Here is a 24111-nt window from a genome sequence, read left to right as displayed (position 1 = left end):
ATAGTCAGTGCAGATGATTTTTGTTTATGGTAAAATTATTAATTGCAACTTGATGCTTATACATTACGGACAATGGCTAGTTAATAATGAAAGAAAAAAAATTGTGTTTAACTAAAAAAATTCATAAAGAAGCGCAAGAGCATTTACAGGCAGTACGTAAACGGGTGCTGAGTGACATGAACCATAAAAAACACAGTTAGTCATATTTTTTGAGATTAACTGATAAAGCCAATCGTTTAATAAAGCGATTGGCTTTTTTCGTTTTAGTGCTTAATCATTGCTAGGTTGAGTTGTAATTGCTGCCGATGGTGGTGCGGTTTCGATTGCAGCATTGTTATTTGGCTTGGTGGGGATAACTGCTGGTTGCGTTTTTATTATCGGATCAAGAATAGGCTCTTTGGGTCCTAAAAACTTAGGTTGTACATGCAATATAAACAAATCCATCATTGCTTTAACGCGGGCAAAGACTTCTCGTACACGAATTTTAAAACTTGCCATACCACGATGGGGTTCTTTAACGGCTAAGCAGACAGCATTAATGTTGTAATGATCAGCAATAAAAAGTGCCCGTTCACAATGAAACTGTTGGGTAATAATAACAAAACGATCAGCGTCAAAGACTTCTTTTGCTCGTACGACAGAATCGAGAGTACGAAAGCCTGCATAATCTAATACTATTTCATTACTAGGTACGCCCGCTTTTAATAAATCACGTTTCATAGTTCGAGGTTCATTATATGAACGGTGAGCATTATCGCCACTGACTAAAAAAACATCAATCTTATGTTTTTTATAAAGATCAATAGCAGCAGACATGCGGTAGGTATAATAAGGATTGAGTGTTTTTGCGATGTATTTGCTGGTCCCTAATACTAAGCCGACATTATACGATGGTAGTTTTGCTGGATCGTGATAAATACGGTTTTCTGTTTGTGCAGAAACCCAACGGTCAATTAATAATAATGAGGCTACAAAAATGATAAAGAGAACTGCAGTAATGCGAATAATGTTGAGCAGTTTCATAATTATCCAAACTAAAAATATAATGCTTTATTAATATCTTACCTTAATAAAATATATTATTGTTCAAAAAAGAGAAAACAGCAGCACTAATTGAGAGAGTTTGTGGTTTTTGTGCACAAGTTCATGCATTTAAACGCTTTAAATAAAAATTCGAAGCGTTATTGAACGCTTCGAATTAGAGATTAATGGTTGTTGAATTTAGAATGAAGTACGTTTGTAACGACGGTATTCCGATTGCCAGAAATTAGCATCGATTTTCTCGCGAATACGCTCATCAGAATTCTTTGGTGCTTTGTGCTGTTCAACCGCTTTTTTAGCAACCGCAAAAGCAATTTTACGTGATACTTTTTGAATCTCTTCAAGACCTGGTAATAGCGGACCTTCACCATGAATCGCTAATGGTGAGCATTCAGCTAAAGCACGGCTACTTTCCATCAACATTTCATTGGTTACACGGCGAGCATTAACTGCAAGCACACCCAGACCAATACCTGGGAAAATATAGCTATTGTTACACTGTACGATTGGGTAAGTTTTACCTTCGTAAACAACAGGATCAAAGGGTGAACCTGTTGCAACCAATGCATTGCCTTCTGTCCAGTGAATCAAATCAAACGGTGTTGCTTCGACACGACTGGTTGGGTTTGATAATGGAAAGATAATCGGGCGAGGACAGTGAGCGTACATTTCACGGATCACTTCTTCACTGAACAATCCAGGTACACCAGAAACACCAATTAATACCGTAGGTTTAGCGTTACGCATAACATCCAATAACGAGATGTTATTATCTAGCAACTCCCAATCTTGAATGTTGGTGTTTTTCTGTACTAGTGCTTGTTGGAAGTTGAGTAGATTTGGCATGTTTTCAACTAACAAGCCCCAACGATCCACCATAAATACTTGGCTACGTGCTTGTGCATCAGTAATACCATCTGCAACCATTTGCGCAATAATCGCTTCTGCAATACCACAGCCCGCAGAGCCGGCACCTAAGAAAGTGACACGTTGATCTGATAGTTTGGTACCAGCGGCTTTACATGCTGCTAATAGTGAACCAACAGTGACAGCAGCAGTACCTTGAATATCATCGTTAAAGCAACATACTTTATCTTTATAACGCTCAAGCAACGGCATCGCATTTTTTTGAGCAAAATCTTCAAATTGAATTAATGCTTCAGGCCAACGGTGCTTAACTGCTTGAATAAAGTCATCGACAAAGTTGTCATATTCGCTACCCGTTATACGGGTATGACGCCAACCCATATACATAGGATCAGATAAACGTTGTGGGTTATTAGTACCTACATCAAGTACGACTGGCAAGGTGTAAGCAGGACTAATGCCACCACACGCAGTGTAAAGAGATAGTTTACCAATAGGAATACCCATGCCACCGATACCTTGGTCGCCTAAACCAAGAATACGTTCACCATCGGTAACAACGATTACTTTTACATTTTGACGTGATGCGTTATTGAGCATGTCTTCAATGCGGTCACGATTTGGGTATGAAATAAATAGACCGCGTCCACGACGGTAGATATTGGAGAAATCTTCACATGCAGAGCCCACCGTTGGCGTGTAAATAATTGGCATCATTTCGGTGATATGATTTTCAACTAAACGGTAGAAAAGTGTTTCGTTAGTATCTTGAATATTACGTAAATAGATATGGCGATCCATATCATTATCGAATTTTTGGTATTGCTGATAAGCACGATCAGTTTGTTCTTCGATTGATTCGATGGCTTCAGGTAGAAGACCTTCTAGATTGAAGAACATACGCTCTTCAACAGAGAATGCGCTGCCTTTGTTAAGTAATGGCGTCTCAAGAAGTATTGGGCCGGCGTAAGGAATATATAGAGGTCTTTTATTATTGTTCATACAGTAAACTCTGTTGCGATTAAGCCAGAAAAAGGAACGATGATTTCAATGGTGCTAATGCTAGAACTTCATCGTTGATAATTCAAAGGGTAGAGTGATTTATTTCGAGAAAGTGATCATGTTTCTGGTGTTTATTTTATTAATAACAATAAAAATGGCGTTTTTTACAGTGAAAAAATATTTTATAAAATAAAAGCCCTTAAAATAAGAGCTTTTATTTGTCAGTAATGGTGTTGGGCTTAATGATAATCTGCGATTAATAATGCCAAGGGAATTTACTGAAATCTTGATCGCGTTTCTCAAGGAAAGCATCACGACCTTCTTGCGCTTCAGCAGTTCCGTAAGCTAAGCGCGTCGCTTCACCTGCGAATAATTGCTGACCAACAAGGCCGTCGTCTGGTAAGTTAAAGCCATATTTAAGCATGCGCATTGCTGTTGGTGATTTACTGTTAATTTCTTTCGCCCAACGCAGTGCTTCTTCTTCAAGTTCAAAGTGATCAACGACTTTGTTAACCATACCCATGTCATAAGCTTCTTGAGCGCTATAGTTAAAACCACAGAAGAAGATTTCACGAGCACGCTTTTGGCCGATCATTTTCGCTAAGTATGCAGAGCCATAACCAGAGTCAAATGATGCCACATCAGGATCGGTTTGTTTAAATACAGCATGTTCTTTTGATGCAAGGGTTAAGTCGCATACTACATGCAGACTATGACCACCGCCAACAGCCCAACCCGGAACAACCGCAATTACAACTTTTGGCATAAAACGAATTAGACGTTGTACTTCAAGAATATGCAATCGACCCATACGAGCTACATCCGCAGTACCTTCTTCTGCGCCTTCATATTTATAGCCATCTTTACCACGGATACGTTGATCGCCACCCGATGAGAAAGACCACTGTCCTTTATGCGATGGGCCATTACCGGTAATTAATACACAGCCAACGTCAGACCATTGACGCGCATGATCAAGCGCAGTGTACAGTTCATCAACCGTTTTAGGACGAAAGGCATTTAAGCAATCAGGACGATCAATGGCAATACGTACAGTGCCATGCGCTTTGGCACGGTGATAAGTGATATCTTCAAAATTAAAGCCCGGAACGGCTTCCCATAATTCAGGGTTAAAGATGGTTTTGCTAGTCATACGGCGCAGCCTCCATAAGTAGATGCTGTAAGGCTAGGGAGTTACAGCAAAAAGTCAATTATTGTTGGGCGAAACTGACATAATATCTCAAATTAACGGGTGATTGTTTATGGAATCAACAACTATGCTAGCTGTGCAATGACATTACCATTGTTTGTTGTCACAATAAGACCGTCAGAATCAGTAATAGATTGAATTATGTACGCTTCATTGCCTATTGATAGTATTAAGTCCGATTTTTTAACAGCATTATCTCAGCAGCACATAGTGGTTGAAGCTGAAACCGGATCGGGAAAATCAACCCGTTTACCTTTATGGGCTGCACAAGTTGGTCGTGTGCTGGTGGTTGAACCGCGACGTGTCGCCTGTACATCGTTAGCTGAATACTTAACCACTGAAGTGGCTAATCCACAGCAAATTTCAGTAGGCTATGCGATTCGTTTTGAACAACATTTTGATGAAAATACTCAAGTTGTATTTGCAACACCTGGCGTTGCACTGCGGTGGTTAAGTGACGATCAGTTATCCCATTTCGACATTGTGATTATTGATGAATTCCATGAACGGCGTTGGGATACTGATTTATTGCTAGCACTATTAAGACAGCGTCAGAGCCATCGCTTAGTTGCTACATCAGCCACTATTGATAGCCAACGACTGGTTGAATATTTAGCTGCGGCTCATTTACATGCGACAGGACGCAACTTTGAGGTTGAGGTTTATCATTGTGCTGCAGATAACCAAACTATGCCGAGTGGCGATCATCTTGAACAGCGGATCGTTAAAGTACTCAGTCAACATTATCAAGATCACCAAGATATATTGATATTTTTACCGGGTAGAAAGGAAATTACTTCAATAACTCAATCTCTAAAGCGCTATTTTATCGATGAGGTTGCTGCAGGTGAGATTGATGTGATCCCATTACATGCCTCAGTTACTGATGATGAACGCCAACGGGCATTAACCGCTTGTGAGAAACAACGGATTATCTTAGCCACCAATGTTGCTGAAACATCGCTGACCATTCCTGGTGTAACATTAATTATTGACTCAGGTTTAGAGCGTCGTACTCATCAACGCAATGGTCGAACGGTGTTATCACTGCATGCGATTTCCAAAGCCAGCGCAGAGCAACGTAAAGGCCGTGCTGGGCGAGTAAGAGATGGTGTTTGTCTGCGTTTATATGGCAAAGCTGCGCCACTAGAGCGATTAACGCCTGCAGAATTACAACGTGAAGAGTTAGTTGAACCGTATTTAGCCGCTTTATGCTGTGATGCTAAATTTTCACAATTGATTTTTATTGATCCTTTGCCAGAGAAAACCTTAGCGAGTGCCTTTGAGGCTTTGCTGGCTATGAAAGCAGTCACAAATGATGAGATTGTCACTGATTATGGTCGGCGTTTGTATCAATTACCGATTGATAGCTTATTTGCCCATTTAATTACTGCGATGCCTGAACGCCGCCATCAAGAAGCCATGGTTGATTTAGCGGCAGCGTTATCTATTCCGCAGAAATTGTGGCAACCGCCGAAATCAGAGCAAGATCAGCAGACGTTGTTTTTATGGCTTGGACAGCAATATTGCGATGCAACAGCATTAATTAAAATTGTAAGAGCAGATACCGTGCCTGAATGGTTAACGGTTGATGACAATATGCGCGCAGAAGCGAGGTTGTTAGCATCTAAAATGCGCGAAGTGCTGCAATTGCCTCAGCTCGAAGCGAGTAGTGCCTTCCGCCGTCAGCCGTGGATAGAAGCTGTGATGGATGCTGCTTCTGAATTAGTTTATATACGTCGTCAGCGGCGTCGCCAAGCATTAGCGAATGGCTTTAATGAAGTCACATTGAGTCGAGATACATTATTTGCAATAGAGCACGAGAAAGCCACTGAAGCTGCAGTAGTGTTTGATCAATTTGCCTTACCCGGAAAGGGGATCAAGCAAAATCTCGTTTTAGCGACCTGTATTGCACCAGTGACGTTGTCACAAATTGTTGCGCTTGATCTCGGTGAAAATCACCAAGGTCAAACCGTTGAAACCAGCAAAGGTCACTTTCAAACCGCCATCGAACGGATTTATGCTGGGCAGGTTATCGATACTCAATGGCAAGATGTCAGTGGTGCAGTAGCCAGTAATGCAATTGTTGATTTGATTTTAGCCAATGACGTATTAGAAGGATTAGCTGCGCGGTTAAGTGTTGATATTCAACAGTGGAATTTATATTTAGGTTTAGGCCATTATCAAGCTGAAATGTGTCAGCGTGAGCCTGAAGTGGTTGATTTAACCATGTGGTTATCACAACAAATTACCGAGCTTGGAATTGAAACTATTGATGATATTGCTTTATTTAGTGCCGAAGATTTTGTTTTTGAAGGTATTCCTGATTGGGAACGTGAAGCGTTTGATAATCAATACCCGCACAGTGTGAGATTAAATGATTTTGAGATGCGGATTGAATATCAGATCAGCCGTAAAACCGTGATTGCACATTATCATCAAGGTAACCGTAAGCAAGATCCCAAACGGTGGGAGTTACCACTCTGGCAAGGTTGGAGAATTAAATATAAAAAAGCCAGCCGTACTATTGATATTCACTAGCAGCAGAACAACAACAAACGTGCCACAGTAGTGGGGAGCTACTGTGGCTTACAGCGTCAAAATACAATGTTGTTGATGCTATGATTATGAGGCTAAGTTTGCCGCGTTTAGTTTGGCACGAATAAATTCTGAGTGATCTAAGTAGATCAAGTCAGAGACTTGTCTGATCACCGCTTCTTCCAAAGGATCTATCACGCCATCGGCATAAGCGACTTGCCACATAGCTTCAATTAACAGGTAGCGTTGAGGTTGTGATAACGCGCGTAGTTTATTGGTGAACTCATACAAAGACACTGATTTTTGGCTCTGTTGTTGTGCCTGATTCAGTAATATCAGTGCTTGTTCTTCTGTGGTATCAAGCAGCTTAATTAACAGTTGTATTTTAGCTTGTTCTTCGCGTGGGTCACGATCATGATCAGCGTTGGCGACTTCACACAGCAATGATGCCATTGCGAGATTAAGTGTTGGTGTATCGACTGCGCCAGCACTCGCACTTTCATTCATAACTTGTCTAAACAAAGTTCGTAATGTTGAAAACATTGTGGCCCTTATTTTGATAATAATTACCTATAATTGACTCTTAAGTTTATAACGAGATGACGAAAAAATAAAAGTCACTAAATATACGTTTGCAGTTTTATCGGTTATATCCACTTACGACGATAAAATAATGCCAGTTGTAGGATCAACACTCCGACTAATAATCCACAGAAAATGGAAAATGACAAATGATCCTCGGCTCCGGGAATACCATCAAGGTTAACTCCAAATAAACCGGTTAAAAAACCAAGAGGTAAGAAGACTGTAGTAATTAGCGACAGAAAGTATAGACGTTGATTTAATGCTTCTGATTGCAAACTCATCAATTCTTCTTGGGTGACATTAGCGCGTTCACGAATCGCATTAAGATCATCAAGTGCATGGCTAATTTTTTCGTCAACTTCATGAATTTTTTGACGTTCTGCTAAAGAAAGCAGTGGCGTTTCAATGGTAATTAACTTTGCTAATGCATCCCGTTGCGGGGTCATTGAATGACGTAATTTTACCGTTTCACGACGTAATACTGCGATATTATTACGTAAATTCATATCGCTATCAGTCATGACTTGCTCTTCAAGCTCGGTCAATTGCTCATCAAGGTTATCAATAACCTTCATTTTTCGACTGACCAAATGGTCACATAAACTTAAAATAAAATTACCAATGGTTGTCGGTCCAAAACCGCCATCAATATGCTCTGCGATTCGAGATATCGCGACTACAGGTTGGTCAGAAGTGGTAATAATCAGGTTTTTCGTAAAATAGCCACGAATAGACAGCATTTTATCGGATGGCTTATGTTGGTTATCTTTATCAATGTCTACGCCGCGTAATGCTAAGAAAAAGCCATCTTTAGTTTGGTTTAAACGTGGGCGATCTCGATCATTGGTCAGTGAATCTTTCTCGATATCAGGCAATTGGCTTTGTTGTATCCATTGCTGTGCTTGTGGCTGAGTAAAGTCAAGGTGTAACCAAAGCAAACCATCATCGGGTTGCCAGTTATTAATTTTATCAAGGGTCAGTGCTGGTTTGGAATGATCGCCATTAAGTTGATAACAGTAAGCAAAACAATGTGGCATAGAGGGTCCCTTCAATAGTGCTAAGTACTTAAGTCTTAAGTTTTTATGTTTATAAGCTTAACCGATATAAGCCATCGATAGAAAATAAAATATGTGATGGTTATTGATTAAGCAGTTGCCGCTTAAGATTCACTCTGAAACCGTGATCTGAACTGCCGTGGGCTAAAAGAACTCCAACTTTTAAAGCGGGTACTAAAATTGGTCGGGTTTGGGTAACCACAAAAATCACTGATATGTTGAATAGGCCATGACGTAGTGGTTAATAAACCGGCGGCATGCTCCATTCGCAAATGGGTTAAGCGTGCCATAGGTGCTTGGCTATAATATTGCTGACACAAACGGTGTAAGTGCGGCTCAGAGCATGGATATACAGCGGCGAGATCTTTTACTTGCCATGGGTAGTGTAATTGCCGTTTAGCATGTTGAAAGACTCGCTCTAAACGTTGTAAAGCTAAGGGCGAATGAGGCGCAGTGCGGTTAGCGACCAGTAAGCATAATTGCTCAGTGATATTGGTTGAAAGTTGATCCGCAAGGGGATAGCTCAAACACAGTGCTTGTTGAAGACAATCGATAGTTTGAAATAATAATGATCCTGATTGGGTTGGATAATAGGTTATTTCATGGGGTAAACGCTGATCCCAATAACTTTGTTGTTCTAACATTACCCAGGCCATATCCCAAATAAGTTCCTGATTCTCGTCTGGATTGATATCAAATCCATTCTCACACCCCGGTGGTACATAGATGACATGCTCTGGTTGTAAATCCCATTTTTTGTCTGGTGTACTAAGTATACCGCGGCCTTTGATAGTAAATAGCAACATATGCATATCAGGGTTGCGGCGATAAATAGTAAACGCTTCTTTGCCATAATTAATGCCACATTGAATGATGTGCTTTTGTTCCAAGGCTAAGGATTGTACTTGATCAATAATGATTGATTGGCATTGCGATGAAATATTTAAATGTTCAAACCATGCCATTAACACGTCCTTTTTAGGTTGAATTTGATAGTTTGGCAAACGTTTTTGATTGCTTAGAATAACCGTAAATTAATAACACTAGGTATGATCATTATCACAAGGTAACCGTTAATTGAGTATTTAATTATGACGACATGGCGTACATCAGCAGATAGAAACTTTTGGAAAAAAACGTGGCGGTTAGCATTACCGGTTTCGATGCAGTCAATGTTGTTTGCATTACTGGGTTTAGTCGATGTGCTGATGGTGTCAAAATTGGGTGAGTCGCCAGTTGCTGCTGTGGGGATTGGTAACCGTATTTTCTTTTTCAATCTATTGCTGGTGGTGGGTGTCAGTGGCGCTGTTGGTGTTTTAGCCGCGCAATATTTTGGCGCGGGGAGAATGGATGGCGTACGGCGAACCTTATTACAATCGTGGGTGTGCGCGATTGCTTTTACGTTACCTTTTGCGATTATTTATCGTTTGTTTCCGCAGCAAATCGTTAGTGTGATTAGTGATCAAACAGATTTTATTATTAATGCTAAAGATTACCTGTATGTATGTGGTTGGAGCATTATTTTTACGGCAATTGTGGTGCCATTAGAGGCTGCTTTACGCGCTGTAGGTGAGGCAAAAATGCCAACTTATGTCGGTTTAGTCGCGGTGTTATTAAATGCGACCTTAAATGCATTATTGATTTTTGGATTATACGGTTTTCCTGAAATGGGTGTCGCAGGGGCAGCATTGGGGACGACGATTTCACGTGGCATTCAAACGGTAATTTTATTAACGGTTACTTATTACCGCCATCGTGAAATTTTGCCGTTAGCGATTGATATTGATACAGCTAAAACCCCACAAGCTCGTAAGCGTTATTTAGCTATTGCTATGCCGATGATCATTCATGATGCCGGCTGGGCAATGGGGGTGTTGGTTTACAGTGTTATCTTTGCTCAGTTAGGTGTGACAGAATTAGCCATTATTAGTTTGCTGGCTCCGATTGAAGGAGTACTTATTTCAGCATTTATTGGTTTTGCTGTTGCCGCGTCTACTATTTTAGGCCATGAGCTGGGTGCTGAGAACTACCAACGAGCTTGGCATCAATCATGGTTCTTTATTGGGCTGAGTGTATCAATGGCCTTTGTGCTTGGTATCTCGATTTGGCTAGCAAGTGATACGGTAAGTATATGGCTTCAACGGGCAGATACGCCAAACTTAACCATGTCATTAAATGTCACCATGGTGCTTGCGCTTGGGCTGTTTTTGAAAGTGTTTAACATGGTGGGTATTGGCGGCGTGTTGCGCAGCGGCGGTGATATTAAATATAGTATTTTCATTGATTTATTTGGTCAATGGGGAGTAGGTATTCCTTTGGCGATTTTTACTGGAATCTTTTTAGGCTGGCCCCTACATTGGGTATTAACAGCTATTTTAGCAGAAGAAGTGGTCAAAGTTGCGCTGACAACTTACCGTATTCGAGGCCGTAAGTGGTTAGCGAATTTAATCAATGATACTGACCAAGTATTAGTATCGGTGTAATTGTTTGTAAACACGCTGTTTATAAATAAGATTTGCCCATTTGGATGCCAACAAATGGGCTTTTTTTATGGCCGATTAGGTTGTTGTGAGTAATTATCTTTTAAGCAGATCTCACATCGTTTGATTTGTGATAGAATTAACAAAAATTTCGAATCGCCAAGTTATACCGATGACATTGTTGTATGCGAATGATCGGTATCAATTAGTCATTGAAAAGACAGGAATTACATTGAGTCAGTCGAATCAAACTCAAGCAGACGTGTTGAATAATGAAAAAACATTAAAGTCTGCGATTAAAGATTGCATGATGCGCGATCGTTTTCGTCTACACAAACGTGTACAAGGCGCATCAAGAATTAAAAATGAAAAATCAAAGCATGCAGTATTTGATGAAATTGCGTTAGATATTGCTAAATCAATGCAAACGGTGGAATTACGTCGTAATCACCGCCCTAAAATTATTTATCCTGCTCAGCTGCCTGTTAGTCAGAAAAAAGACGACATTGCAGAAGCGATTAAGCATAACCAAGTGGTTATTGTGGCAGGTGAAACAGGTTCAGGTAAAACCACTCAGTTACCTAAAATTTGTCTAGAACTTGGTCGTGGTACTCACGGTATGATTGGTCATACTCAGCCACGTCGTCTAGCCGCACGCTCTGTTGCCACGCGTATTGCCGAGGAAATGGAATGTGAACTGGGTTCGCATGTCGGTTATAAAGTACGATTTAATGATCAAGTTTCTGAGCGTAGCCACGTTAAATTAATGACTGACGGTATTTTGCTGGCAGAGATTCAGCACGACCGTTTTTTAAGTCAATATGACACCATCATTATCGATGAAGCTCACGAACGTAGTCTTAATATCGACTTTATCATGGGTTACTTACGCGAACTATTGCCTAAGCGTCCAGATTTAAAAGTTATTATTACCTCGGCAACCATCGATCCTGAGCGTTTTTCAAAACACTTTAATAATGCGCCTATTATTGAAGTATCAGGACGTACTTTCCCTGTAGAAGTGCGTTACCGTCCAGTGGTTGAAGATGGTGATGACACTGATCGCGATCAGCTAGATGCTATTTTTGATGCGGTTGATGAACTGTGCGATGAAGGCATGGGCGATATTCTGATTTTCATGAACGGTGAGCGTGAAATTCGTGATACCGCAGATGCATTAGAAAAACGAAATTTGCGTCATACTGAAATTTTACCCTTGTATGCACGATTATCAGCGAGTGAACAAAATAGAGTCTTCCAGTCTCATAACGGTCGTCGAATTGTGCTTTCGACTAACGTCGCTGAAACATCGTTAACGGTTCCGGGGATTAAATACGTTATCGACCCTGGTACTGCGCGTATTAGTCGTTATAGCTACCGCACTAAAGTTCAACGTCTACCGATTGAAGCGATTTCTCAAGCCAGCGCTAATCAGCGTATGGGTCGTTGTGGTCGTGTGCAAGAAGGTATCTGTATTCGTTTGTATTCTGAGGATGATTTCTTATCACGCCCAGAGTTTACCGATCCAGAAATTCTGCGTACTAACTTAGCGTCAGTTATTCTCCAAATGACCGCAATTGGTTTAGGTGATATTCATGCCTTCCCATTTGTTGAAGCACCCGATAATCGCAACATTCAAGATGGTATTCGTCTACTTGAAGAATTAGGCGCAATTAATGCTAAAGCGACTGATCCGCGTAAGCGTTTATCAAATCTTGGTCGTCAGTTAGCCCGTTTGCCTATCGACCCACGTTTGGCGCGTATGGTTTTAGAAGCGCCTAAAACAGGCTCATTACGTGAAGTGATGATCATTGCTTGTGCGCTCTCTATTCAAGATCCACGTGAGCGCCCATCAGATAAAAAACAACAATCAGATGAAAAACACCGTCGTTTTTACGATAAAGATTCTGATTTTGTCACGTTTGTGAATCTGTGGGATTACATTCAAGAACAACAGAAAGCATTATCTAATAATCATTTCCGTCGTTTGTGTAAGAAAGAATACTTAAACTATTTACGTATTCGTGAGTGGCAAGATATTTACTACCAAGTTAACCAAGTCGTTAAAGAGCTTGAGTTAAAAATGAACGGTAATGAAGCTAGCTATGATGGTATTCACATCGCATTGTTGAGTGGTTTGCTCTCGCATATCGGTATGAAAGATCAAGAGAAGAATGAATATCAAGGTGCGCGTAATGCTCGCTTTAATATCTTCCCAGGATCGGGCATTTTCAAGAAACAGCCGAAATGGGTAATGGTGGCTGAACTGGTTGAAACCTCGCGTTTATGGGGTCGAATTGGTGCTAAAATTCAGCCTGAATGGGTAGAACCATTGGCTGAGCATTTGATCAAGCGTAGTTACAGTGAACCTCATTGGGAGAAAAAATCAGCCGCAGTGCATGCGTTTGAAAAAGTTACTCTTTATGGCATTCCGGTTGTAGGTAAGCGCAAAGTTAACTACGGTAATATTGATCCAGCGTTATCGCGTGAAATCTTTATTCGTTCAGCATTGGTTGAAGGTGATTGGGATACCAAGCATAAGTTCTATCAACAAAACCGTAAGCTATTGCGTGAAGTAGAAGAGCTTGAGCATAAATCTCGTCGTCGTGATATTTTGATTGATGATGATGAGCTGTTTAACTTTTACGATCAGCGTATTGATTTAAAGGTTACCTCTGGGCGTCATTTTGATAGCTGGTGGAAAAAAGCCGCCAAAGAAAACCCAGAGCTGCTTAATTTTGAACGTGAAATGCTATTCCGTGGTGATGCAAGCCATATAACGGATCTTGATTATCCTAACTTCTGGCACCAAGGAAACTTAAAGCTTAAATTAAGCTATCAATTTGAGCCGGGTGAAGATAACGATGGTGTGACGGTTCATGTACCATTGGCGATTTTAAACCAAGTGAAGCCTGATGGTTTTGATTGGCAAATTCCTGGTTTACGCCATGAGCTCGTGGTTGCACTTATTAAAGCACTACCAAAAACGTTACGACGTAACTTTGTTCCAGCGCCTAATTATGCTGATGCATTCCTTGCGCGTGTTAAGCCAATGGAAATGCCATTACTTGACGCACTAGAGAAAGAGCTGAAACGTATGACGGGTGTGACTCTTGTTCGTGAAGATTGGAAATTAGATCAGATCCCTGATCATCTCAAGATCACTTATCGTGCAGTTGACCATCACAATCGCAAGCTACGTGAAAGCAAAGATATTTATGGCCTAAAAGATAATCTTAAAGAAAAAGTACAAGAAACCTTATCGCAAGTTGCTGATGATGACATTGAGCAAGAGGGTTTGAAAACGTGGAGTTTTGGGGCGCTACCTGAGCGTTACCAACAAAAGCGTGGAGGCTTTGAAGTTAAAGCGTTCCCTGCGTTAACAGATAACAAAGATTCAGTTGGCATTAAGCTGTTTGAAACGGAAGAAGAACAGCACAATGCAATGCAAGCGGGTCAACGTCGTTTGATTTTATTAAACGTACCGTCACCGATTAAATACTTGCACTCAAACTTACCAAATAAATCAAAGTTAGGTTTGTACTTTAACCCCTACGGCCGTGTGCTTGATTTGATTGATGACTGTATTGCGTGTGGCATTGATAAGCTGATTGAACAAAAAGGCGGTTTAGCGTGGCAGCCGGAATCCTTTGAAGCATTGAAAGAATATGTCCGTGCAGAGCTTGGTGATACGGTAGTCGAAATTGCTAAGCAGGTAGAAGAAATTCTAACAACGGCATTTAATATTTCTAAGCGCTTAAAAGGCCGTATTGATTTACGTATGGCATTTGCAATGTCGGATATTAAAGCCCAAATTGATGGTTTGATATTTAAAGGCTTTGCAACTGAATGTGGCTGGAAGCGTTTACCTGATATTTTACGTTACATGCGTGCTATTGAGCGTCGTATGGAAAAACTGCCGATTGATCCAAATAAAGATCGCGTTCATATTCTGAAAATTGAATCAGTGGTTAATGAATATAAAGAGTTATTGAATAAGATTCCGAAAGGGCAGCCTGTACCTGATAAAGTCAAAGAAATACGCTGGATGATAGAAGAGCTACGTGTGAGTTTCTTTGCTCAGCAGTTAGGTACACCTTATCCAATTTCTGATAAGCGTGTTCGTAATGCAATTAATGAGTGCTAATCACTTAAGTCAGTTGTAATACAAACCATATAAATGAGAAGGCCGATGCGATAACCGCATCGGCCTTTTGTTTAGGGGAATATTAATAATCAGTGAGTTTGAGTTGCTGTTTTATTCTTTGTTGATGTTGATGTTGATGCTTTAGTCGCTTTTTTCTCGAAACGAGAGATCCACAAGTAAGCCAGCCCTGCAAATACAGCTGTCATGAACACATTGATAAAGAATGCCTTAACAAGATCAACGCCAGGAGGGAAGGCAGAAGCTGTCATACTTACCATAAAGATGACAATCAGTACTGACACCATTCCCATGCCAAATAGACGAGAGCCCATACGGAAATCACGTGGAGTATCATCGTGTTTAAGGCGGAATACAAAGTAAGCTACCATGATAAAGATCGGCGGTAACATTGCAGTGCCCGCAGTTAAGTTAATTGCCGTACTCATCATTTCTTGAACTGACTCAGAACCAAAACCGTTAGCAATCAGCATCACTAACACAAACCCAAATTGCCACCAAGCCGCACGCACAGGTACACCGTGTTTATTTAGCTGAGTCGTTTTTTCACCGTATACACCTTCAGGAATTTCTGAGAAGTGAATTTTAACCGGTGCAGCAGTCCACATCATCATCGCACCAAACATGGCAATAAACAGTACGATACCCACAAAACGACCGACTAACGGCGCTGAAATATCGAAGTAATGTGCCATACCAGTAAAGATCTCGACCATACCACCAGAATAAGTTAGGTCGCCTCGGGCAACAAATACGTTAACGAGTAAAGAGCCAATGGCGTACATGCTACCAATAAGCACTCCAGCAACAATGATCACTTTAATAAATGATTTCTGGCCACCTTTAACATCGTTTAAGTATGCAGCTGCAGTTTCTGCACCACCAGCAGCTTGGAAGATCCAACACATAATACCCAATGTTGCCCAGTTAATGGTTGGGGTCATGGCTTCTAAAGTGATGGGTTCAGCGGGGGGCGTATCACCATTTAATGCCATTAAGGCACCAATAACGTAAATAGCAAAAAGAGCGAAAACACCATAAGCTACGATTTCTGAAATTTTACCGAGCCAAGAAGCACCTTTGGTTGATATATGGGTAGCTGCCGCAAATAAAACAATCGAAATCATCGATGTTACCATTGGCGAAAAGGCATACTCATAGCCAAGCATTGCATAAGAAGCATAAGCAATAACGTTAGGTAACAATGAGATAAACCAGAATAAATTTACAAACCAGTATAAGAATGAACCCATGTAGGCCGCTTTGGTACCGAGTGGTTGTTTGATCCAATCATACATACCCGATTCAGAGTTTTTATTGGCAGAGACAAATTCAGCAATGATGAAAACAAAAGGAATGAAATAAACCAGCGTAGCAAAAAGAAAAATGGGGGCTGAACTTAACCCTAACTCGATGTTGTTGTTAACGATATTACGGACATTGAATACGGCTGCAAATGTCATCGACAATAGAGCAAACTTTCCAATCGTACCGCGCATAGATTCAGACATAATGTCCTCCGTGAACCAATTTCATGATAACTCAGGTTAGATGTAAATGTGTTATCAAAAGATGCGAGAAAGAAACCACTAACTTGATGGTGGTAATGCCATCAACTTAGTTAACATGGAATGGATTTTAGTAAAAGTTTTACTAAAATATAGTAATGAAAAGCTTTTCCTTTAACTAGGTCACAGTTTGTTGTTGATTGAATGTCGACAATGTGATCTTAGTTAAGAGTTGTTATTTAATTATCAATAGCCCACAAAAATGCACTAAAAGTGAGTGCTTTTTGTGCGTGTTTTTTTGTTTGTGATTATTAATCAGATAGTTAGTTTGATTTTAAAAGTAGCGGGAAGGTATGTTATTTACAGCTGTTATTATGAGTGAGGTTACCATCTTAAATCCAGCCATCAGCGGTTACTCTTTACTTGATAGAAAAGAAGGCTAAATCGCGGACATAAAAAAAGAGCGATGATTCGCTCTTTTTAGAATAAGGCAATAAGTGTTAATTAACGTTCCCAGTATGCTTCTTCTAAGCAATCTTCACGTTCTGGTAAACCATGAGAAAGGCGAGGCGCGTGTTGAATCAGCACTTCGTAACTTACGCGGTTTGAGTATTGGCAAATCTGAGAGAATGAAGAGTATGACAAAAACTGTGCAGTATGCTTTGCAGAGTTAGGTACATTGATTTTATGGAAACGGTTTGCTGACATATCATGCAATAGTGCAGAAAGTGCAGCATCGCCTGCGCCGTTGGTGTTTTTGATTTCCACAGGGCCACCAAGGTAAGGGGCAATATGAGAGTAAACACGAATAGGATTTTCACAATCAGCTTTTGCCATTGGACGACTGAATTCATATTTATTAAATTCAGGGATACGACCTGGCAATAACGGCAATGTTGATTCACGTTTTAGCTCGTCATCAGTATAACCCGCCATATAAAGACCAGCAGGGCCAGCTGTACACAATACCATATCAACCCATTCTAGTGCTTTATCAGCAGCCATTAGTGGATCTGTTTCGCCTGTAAGTGCTTCAGCTTCTTCTTCATTCATTGCGATACACGTAACGTGCTCTTTGATGAATTCAATCCACCATTCACGTTTGTCTTCAATAACGTATTTAGTGCCAAGAGTCAGCACTACTGGTACATTATTCTTTTTCGCAAATTCAATGGCTTTAAGTGCTGCATCTTTCATTGGGTCGGTAGGTTTACCACGAACCAAATAAGAAGAAAGCACGAGAGCAGATGCTTGTTTAAATGCACATTCAGGAATGCTATCAGGACGCAGCTGATTCATTTGGCCTTCATTGATCGCAAATGTACGCTCACCATCTTTGGTGATTAGCGTGTAACAACGACCAATAGGTCCGCATACAGGCTGTAAGTAATCAAGATCAATACGGCTAGAAGTATTACAAAGGTAACGGTAAGCATAAGAGCCAATTTTAAGATCTTTGCTCATTACGCCAAGTAAAATTGATTTATCATCAGCTAATACAGAGTAGTTATGTAACGTATTACCAATTGTATCACCTGGGTATTCATGGCTGATCAATTTACGTTCTTTTAATTCTTGATACAGCAGTTCCGCTTTGTCTTCATCAAGAACTAAAGAGTGGCCTTTACTTAGAGCATGTCTGGCTAAAAAGTCGTCATCGACACGGGCTTCAATATCAACAATCGTTTGGCCGACGCCAACAAGATGTGATTTAGCTAATGGGTTTTCTTGTTGAATTTGAACAACCAATGGATCGCGAGCATTGACAGGGAAGTAATGCTTTGACTTACGTTGACCAGGAAATTTCATGTCTAAAGGCTATAGAAATAAGGGATTTTGATTCATTCTATCATAAAAATGAGAGACAAATCTCACTTCTTTGATGTTCTTACATTGAAATAGATTCTTTTGCCGCTTTTTTAAACGACTTGTTCAAAAAGCTACGTACAGATACCAATAAGGTAAGTTTGATGGTGTTTTTATTGCTCAATTCGTATTGTTTGTTGGTAAATAAGAAGGGAACATTTATTGCTATGACTGGTCATTACAAACTATTTTTATAAAAAAAGCCGCATAAGCGACTTTTTTGTTTAAAAACGATAAATTTAGTTTAAGCGCTTGAGCTCTTGTTGAGCACTTGTGCCACCAACAGGGCGGTTAACCGAAATAGAACGGCCTTTTTTCATGCCTTTTTCGTAGTCATCTGTTAATGCTTTCATTGCTTCTTGGAGTTGTTTTTTAAACGTTTCACGATCTAAATTTTCAAACTGCTTATCGATATAGTTGGCCATACGCTGGTCATGATCATCATCAGTATTTAATACTGGTAACTTTTCTAATGCGCCTTCAAGCCAGCCAGCGAGAAAGGATGAAACGCGACGAGCCACTTCTGCAGTGCTTGTACCTGTGCCAGCAAAGCTATTACGGAATTGGCCTGTTTGTTGATTCATTTCACGGTAAACAATATCAAAAGCAAAGGCTGCAAAAATAGCACGCTCAGCAGTACCGATAAATTCAGCCTGTTTCAACCCTTTATAATTAGTTAGAACGCACTCAACTCCAAAGCGACGATTAATACCACGAATGATTTTGAGAATTTGTGAACTAATATCCGCAGGTAATAGTGTTTTAGATTTGGTTTTGCCCATCTTAATAAATTCAATATCGTCTTTTTCTAGACCATATTTGAGCATGAGGCGGTGAGCCATACGAATGGCTTGGGCGGCTTCGTTTACATTTGCTGAGTTACCCAACTCAAGGCATTTTGCAATTTTCTTGAGGGCCTTTCGCTTCTGTTCTGACATTAAACATACTCATGACTAAAAGAGGGCACATATTTTACCGCTTTATGACCTCATACTACAAGCATCGAATTGTGATAACTGTGAGAATTGATAATAATTGCAATAGGAGATTGATCTTTAATCATAAAAATTGAATGTAAACAGTGAAAATACGTTATAACTGAATGGGTTCAGAGCTAATTATCAAGATAATACGGTGATTTCAAACTCAGTGAGTTGATAGATGAAATGGATAAATATAGCTGTCGAATGTACTGTTGTTGTTTGGGAATATATTATCTAATTAATCGGTATATAGAATATTGGACAAGTTGAATTATCAATGTTAAGAATAGTTACTAGACGAAAAGGATATCACTTAAGTGTTTTAAGTTATTGTAAAGTTAGGAGTTAACATGACAAATCAATATAACCCACCACAGCAATGGAAGTTTGATAGCAACAATGGCGGTCAATGGGCACAGATCAATCGCCCAGTGTCAGGTGCGACACATGATAAAGTATTACCGATCGGTAAGCATCCATTGCAACTTTATTCTATGGGGACACCCAATGGACAAAAAGTTACGATCATGCTTGAAGAGTTGCTAGCAGCTGGAAAAAATGATGCCGATTATGATGCCCATTTGATTAATATTTCTGAAGGAGACCAATTTTCTTCTGGTTTTGTTGATATTAACCCTAATTCAAAAATTCCTGCTTTAGTTGATCATTCAGAAACCCCAGCCATTAATGTTTTTGAGTCAGGTTCGATTCTGGTTTATTTGGCTGAAAAATTTGATTTGCTTTTACCTAAATTGGGTAATGAGCGTGTGCAAGTGATGAATTGGCTATTTTGGTTACAAGGTTCTGCGCCTTATCTCGGTGGTGGCTTTGGGCATTTTTACGCCTATGCGCCAGAAAAATTTGAATACCCGATTAATCGTTTTACGATGGAAATAAAACGCCAGTTAGATGTTCTTGATAAACAACTAGCAAATAATCGATATATCGCAGGCAATGAATACAGTATTGCTGATATCGCTATCTGGCCGTGGTATGGCAATCTGGTATTAGGCTCTCTTTATAATGCAGGTGAGTTTCTTGATGTGAGTAGTTATACCCATGTACAGCGTTGGGCTAAGTTAATATTACAGCGCGAAGCCATACAGCGGGGGCGAATTGTAAATCGTACATTTGGAGAGGTGTGGGAGCAATTACCTGAACGTCATACCGCTCAAGATATTACCGATGTCTTGTCAAAAAAGCCGTAATCAACGTAGAGCAGCCATGACTAAAATGGCTGCTCTTAGGTTTATTTTATTGCAGTTTAGTAGCGACTGGTTTTGTTGGCGCACTGTTACATACATACGCATTGGCAAACATGGTCACTGAACTTGAGAAATCAAGCGATTGGTAGAGATAGATCGTATCACCACCTAATTCAGCTGCTTTGCTACGCATTTGGTTTAATGTACCCCAAACCATATCTTTATCAGCATGGAACCAGTAATCATAAAAATGGCCTTCAGAGCCATATACTATTCCTAAGCGTTGACAGTTTTCTATTGCTTTTACATCATCCCAAATCACATCGACTTGATTAGACTCAGGAGTCGGAAAAGTAACACAGCCGCTTAATAGCAATGTTGAGGCTAACATTGAGCTAACCAGAATGTTTTTCATGTAAAGTTCACGAACAAAATAAATGTCGCGCGAGTGTATGTAAATCGGTGTAACTGGCAAGTAAATAAAGACAGTTGTCAGATGGATATAACATTATTATTGCAGAATATTGGTGTTATGTGCTGGTTAGTCTTATAAATGAATGCTTAATCGAATAACACTATTTATTTGTAGGTGATTTTTTAACTGTATTTTTGAGTAATAACATAAAATTTTTGAAGTGAGGCATAAAATCAATAAAGAGAGAATGCTTACGGTTTGCCATTAATATTGGACCTAATAGCCGTAATGAAATGCCTATTCTTGTTGCTTGAGTTTCCTCCAAATCGCTATTTTGTTTTAAATTATCAATAATATTAAACAAGTTTTCTCTATCTTGAAATTCGAATTGAATTGTTTTTGGAATCGCACTTTTAGGTTGTAACTCTTCAACAGTAATGCGGTAACTATTTTCGTGAGTATTTTTATTAGACATAAATAAGATCCTATTTGAAGTAAATACCAATATGGTTGATAATGTCAACTATAGAGTAATATAGTTGATAATGTCAATCATCTGAAAAAAGGATAGGAGCTACTTATGGTCAACAACACACCATTAGATAATTTATTTCAGTTGGTACATGCGTTAAAACGTCAGTTACATCAACAGATTGAACAGCTAAATCTTGATATTACCCCAATGCATGTACGTGTGATTAAAATCATTAATAACATCACACCGTGTACAGCAATCGACATAGCAACAGTATTAGATCGTGATAAAGCACAAATTACACGTTTACTTAGCACGTTAATAGATAAAGGGTTTATCAGTAAAGCACCGAACCCAGTAGATAAGCGTAGTTCATACTTGTGCGTGACCGATAGCGGTATGGCTGTTATAAAAAAATTAGCGGATATTGATTTGCTGTTGGAGGAAAAAATAACTCACAATGTCAGCACTGAAGAGATTGCACTATTTCAACAACTAGCAAAACGAATGACCCATAATCTTCGTGAGCAATAATCACCTTGTTGTTGAACGGTAGTCTTTGCATAATACTCAATGTACTTTCAATCATAAATAGCAGATAAATGACTTCTTCATACCATAATATTGATGTGCCTTTTGACTATCGTCATACCTGTTGGTTCTGTGGTGAGCCGTATTTTGACCGTCATGCATTTATGGCTGTTCCAAATTATGATAACCAAACGTTACCGATTATGTTGCCGTGTTGCCAAGAGTGCTTTAGCTTTGCCAATGCGGTAAAGGTGAGTAGCTTAGATTTACTACGCGACAAAGTAAAACAACAGCTACATAAAAAATATCATAAACATCTACAAATTGGTGTTAATTGGACCAAAGAAGAGCTTGAATCGTCTGAAATGGATGGTAAAGCGTTAGAAGGGTTTCGTATTAGCGGTTGGAAGATGTTTGAGATAGCTAAAGAGCGAGTAAACTACAGCGGTTGGCCGATTTATATTGATGGACTACCTTGTTACGATGTAACAACAACATTTCAATTTGAATACGATGGTATTATTTACACCAGTTTAAATCATGCAGTGACTCAATTAGCGGCTTTATATGCCATTCCACAGCCTTATCTTGAGCAAGTGATTGAGCTGGTGGGGCGTGAAAAAATGACTTATGCCTTACGCTTTTGTAAAACGACTTATGGTTATTCGCCAGCAGAGCGAGAATCAAGTTTAGCAAGTCTACGGGCATTATTAGCAGAAGAACAAGCAAACGCGTTACCTTCTCGACATTCTGCAGCTGTACAACGTGATATTGCGTTAGCTGGTATTAAAGAATTAATGCTATATCGCACCATGATTTCACCACATGCTATTCATTGGGCGTTAAGTCGTGGTATTCAAACATTAGCGGAATTAGCTGAGTATGAAGAGGAGTTTTTTGAACATTTTGGTAAAAACTCAGAGCTTACTGCTTTTACTTATTTTAATGGCTTACAAATTTACTTTGAAAAGCGTGAATTAGAACCGTTATGGGCTCAAAATGATGATCCTAATCGAGCGCTATTTCTGTAAAGCAACAAAATAAATAAGCCCGTTGGTCAGTTAACTTGTTATGAGTAACGACAGCAACGGGCGTGTTTTTGTTTAATTAACAGGGTGAGGTCGATTAATTATGTCGCGCCCATACCATAGTACGGCCTTTGTCATCAAAAGCGACCACATTGTAACTGTCTTTCTGATCACCATACTCCATACCCGGAGATCCCATTGGCATTCCGCCTACTGCGAGTCCTTTCATACGCGTTGGCTTTTTAGCGAGAAAGCGTTTGATGTCAGCGGCTGGAATATGGCCCTCAAAGGTATAACCATCAATTTGTGCCGTGTGACAAGATGCATATTGAGGTAATACACCTAACTTAATTTTTGTTGGTGTTAAGTTTTCTTGGTAAACATTTTCTAGCTCAAAGCCGTTATCTTTCATATGCGTTACCCATTCTTTACAGCAACCACAATAGGGTGATAAGTAATTCGTACCTTTGATAATAGGTGCAGTCTCAGCTGTTGCAGTCGCTGAAACAAAAACAGTAAGGGCAAGTAACGTACGTTTGATGATCATGATGACATTCCTAAAATATACAGGTTTACACTTTATTTAAGATAAAGAGTGCAAGGTAGATGATGTAAGTTAAGTGTTCAAAGCTGGAATAACACTTATGCCATCGGGGGTTTTAGTAATGGTTCATGGTAATAACGGGTAAGTTGATACTGCGCTTTAGGCAGACTTTCTGCATGGTTGCATGATTGAAAGTTAAAGTTAGGCAGAAGCGCGGGTTGGTGCTGCGATGAGCACTCGCTATTACAATCATCGTTGCAATGAGAGTAGGTTGCATCAGTCATGATGATTGGGCGAGTTTCAATATCATTAGTGTCATCACAGCAGGTACTCTGTTCCATACTGCAAGGTGATACAGGGGTGGGTACGTATTTTGTGGTGTAAGCATACCCTGTATTGGTAAATACAGTTACGATAAGCAAACTATACACAATAAAAGATAACCAACGACGTATCATTTTTATGTTAACAATCCTAATGATGGGCGAGCATTATAAGTTCAATATGCAATTCAACAATAAATAACTTGTAATAAAGTATTAACTTACCATTATTGTATTCAGCTTGTGAATAATGTGACACATATTCTTACAGCTAATTTATGGATGAAGGA

19 protein-coding genes are annotated in these 24111 nt (G+C 39.7%); 6 read left to right on the top strand and 13 right to left on the bottom strand.

The window, feature by feature from the left end; translation table 11 throughout:
* Positions 1–270: 270 nt before the first annotated feature.
* The 3 genes from G6R09_RS17545 to G6R09_RS17535 form a co-directional block, all read right to left on the bottom strand.
* Positions 271–1023 carry a vancomycin high temperature exclusion protein gene (locus tag G6R09_RS17545; protein ID WP_065168913.1) on the bottom strand — a complete coding sequence of 251 codons (753 nt, stop codon included), beginning with the start codon at positions 1021–1023 and terminating at the stop codon, positions 271–273.
* A 198-nt stretch (positions 1024–1221) separates the two neighbouring features.
* Positions 1222–2910, bottom strand: coding sequence for an NAD-dependent malic enzyme (locus G6R09_RS17540; protein WP_065168912.1), 1689 nt, complete (start codon positions 2908–2910; stop codon positions 1222–1224).
* 256 nt (positions 2911–3166) lie between these two features.
* A complete protein-coding gene (locus tag G6R09_RS17535) occupies positions 3167–4063 on the bottom strand; it encodes a 1,4-dihydroxy-2-naphthoyl-CoA synthase (protein WP_060998009.1) in 897 nt (298 codons plus the stop codon).
* A 198-nt stretch (positions 4064–4261) separates the two neighbouring features.
* Between G6R09_RS17535 and G6R09_RS17530 the strand changes: the two genes are divergently transcribed.
* Entirely contained in the window at positions 4262–6661 is a 2400-nt protein-coding gene (locus G6R09_RS17530) for a helicase-related protein (RefSeq protein ID WP_163923762.1), read from the top strand.
* A gap of 84 nt (positions 6662–6745) precedes the next feature.
* Here the strand turns inward: G6R09_RS17530 and G6R09_RS17525 are convergent, their stop codons facing one another.
* From G6R09_RS17525 to G6R09_RS17515, 3 genes are all read right to left on the bottom strand, one after another.
* Complete coding sequence (locus G6R09_RS17525; RefSeq protein ID WP_065168910.1) at positions 6746–7201, bottom strand: TerB family tellurite resistance protein; 456 nt, start codon at positions 7199–7201, stop codon at positions 6746–6748.
* Positions 7202–7305: 104 nt separating this feature from the next.
* Positions 7306–8280 (bottom strand): zinc transporter ZntB, encoded by a 975-nt coding sequence (locus G6R09_RS17520; protein ID WP_163923759.1) that lies wholly within the window; start codon positions 8278–8280, stop codon positions 7306–7308.
* Between the two features lie 122 nt (positions 8281–8402).
* Positions 8403–9263, bottom strand: a complete 861-nt coding sequence (locus G6R09_RS17515) for an AraC family transcriptional regulator (protein ID WP_163923756.1) — start codon at positions 9261–9263, stop codon at positions 8403–8405.
* Between the two features lie 126 nt (positions 9264–9389).
* On the opposite strand from G6R09_RS17515, the gene G6R09_RS17510 reads away from it, so the two are divergent.
* Positions 9390–10781: an MATE family efflux transporter gene (locus G6R09_RS17510; RefSeq protein WP_163923754.1), complete on the top strand. Its 1392-nt coding sequence runs from the start codon at positions 9390–9392 to the stop codon at positions 10779–10781.
* 169 nt (positions 10782–10950) lie between these two features.
* Complete coding sequence (hrpA, locus tag G6R09_RS17505) at positions 10951–14925, top strand: ATP-dependent RNA helicase HrpA (RefSeq protein ID WP_255454582.1); 3975 nt, start codon at positions 10951–10953, stop codon at positions 14923–14925.
* A gap of 89 nt (positions 14926–15014) precedes the next feature.
* Here the strand turns inward: hrpA and G6R09_RS17500 are convergent, their stop codons facing one another.
* The 3 genes from G6R09_RS17500 to G6R09_RS17490 form a co-directional block, all read right to left on the bottom strand.
* The gene (locus G6R09_RS17500; protein ID WP_065168906.1) at positions 15015–16454 is read right to left on the bottom strand and encodes an amino acid permease; all 1440 of its coding nucleotides are present in this window, start codon (positions 16452–16454) and stop codon (positions 15015–15017) included.
* A gap of 501 nt (positions 16455–16955) precedes the next feature.
* The gene (locus G6R09_RS17495; RefSeq protein WP_065168905.1) at positions 16956–18260 is read right to left on the bottom strand and encodes an inosine/guanosine kinase; all 1305 of its coding nucleotides are present in this window, start codon (positions 18258–18260) and stop codon (positions 16956–16958) included.
* 296 nt (positions 18261–18556) lie between these two features.
* On the bottom strand, positions 18557–19255 hold the full coding sequence (locus tag G6R09_RS17490) for a DUF2786 domain-containing protein (protein ID WP_065168904.1): 699 nt from the start codon (positions 19253–19255) through the stop codon (positions 18557–18559).
* Positions 19256–19650: 395 nt separating this feature from the next.
* Here G6R09_RS17490 and yghU point away from each other — a divergent pair, with 395 nt between their 5' ends.
* Positions 19651–20508 (top strand): glutathione-dependent disulfide-bond oxidoreductase, encoded by an 858-nt coding sequence (yghU, locus tag G6R09_RS17485; RefSeq protein WP_065168903.1) that lies wholly within the window; start codon positions 19651–19653, stop codon positions 20506–20508.
* A gap of 46 nt (positions 20509–20554) precedes the next feature.
* On the opposite strand, the gene G6R09_RS17480 is transcribed toward yghU, so the two are convergent.
* Together G6R09_RS17480 and G6R09_RS17475 are read right to left on the bottom strand one after the other, a co-directional pair.
* Complete coding sequence (locus G6R09_RS17480) at positions 20555–20920, bottom strand: DUF4156 domain-containing protein (RefSeq protein ID WP_065168902.1); 366 nt, start codon at positions 20918–20920, stop codon at positions 20555–20557.
* A 160-nt stretch (positions 20921–21080) separates the two neighbouring features.
* Positions 21081–21395 (bottom strand): DUF3861 domain-containing protein, encoded by a 315-nt coding sequence (locus G6R09_RS17475; protein ID WP_065168901.1) that lies wholly within the window; start codon positions 21393–21395, stop codon positions 21081–21083.
* Positions 21396–21500: 105 nt separating this feature from the next.
* Here G6R09_RS17475 and G6R09_RS17470 point away from each other — a divergent pair, with 105 nt between their 5' ends.
* A complete protein-coding gene (locus tag G6R09_RS17470; RefSeq protein WP_065168900.1) occupies positions 21501–21929 on the top strand; it encodes a MarR family winged helix-turn-helix transcriptional regulator in 429 nt (142 codons plus the stop codon).
* Positions 21930–21997: 68 nt separating this feature from the next.
* Positions 21998–22957: a hypothetical protein gene (locus G6R09_RS17465; protein ID WP_065168899.1), complete on the top strand. Its 960-nt coding sequence runs from the start codon at positions 21998–22000 to the stop codon at positions 22955–22957.
* Positions 22958–23051: 94 nt separating this feature from the next.
* Here the strand turns inward: G6R09_RS17465 and G6R09_RS17460 are convergent, their stop codons facing one another.
* Both G6R09_RS17460 and G6R09_RS17455 read right to left on the bottom strand, forming a co-directional pair.
* On the bottom strand, positions 23052–23501 hold the full coding sequence (locus G6R09_RS17460) for a DUF411 domain-containing protein (RefSeq protein ID WP_163923751.1): 450 nt from the start codon (positions 23499–23501) through the stop codon (positions 23052–23054).
* A 95-nt stretch (positions 23502–23596) separates the two neighbouring features.
* Positions 23597–23956, bottom strand: coding sequence for a hypothetical protein (locus G6R09_RS17455; protein ID WP_163923748.1), 360 nt, complete (start codon positions 23954–23956; stop codon positions 23597–23599).
* Positions 23957–24111: the final 155 nt, after the last annotated feature.

The organism is Photobacterium sp. Alg240-V54, from assembly GCF_900537155.1.
In the GTDB taxonomy this organism is placed as follows: Bacteria; Pseudomonadota; Gammaproteobacteria; order Enterobacterales; family Vibrionaceae; genus Photobacterium.
This window is presented reverse-complemented; position numbering and strand designations above follow the sequence as displayed.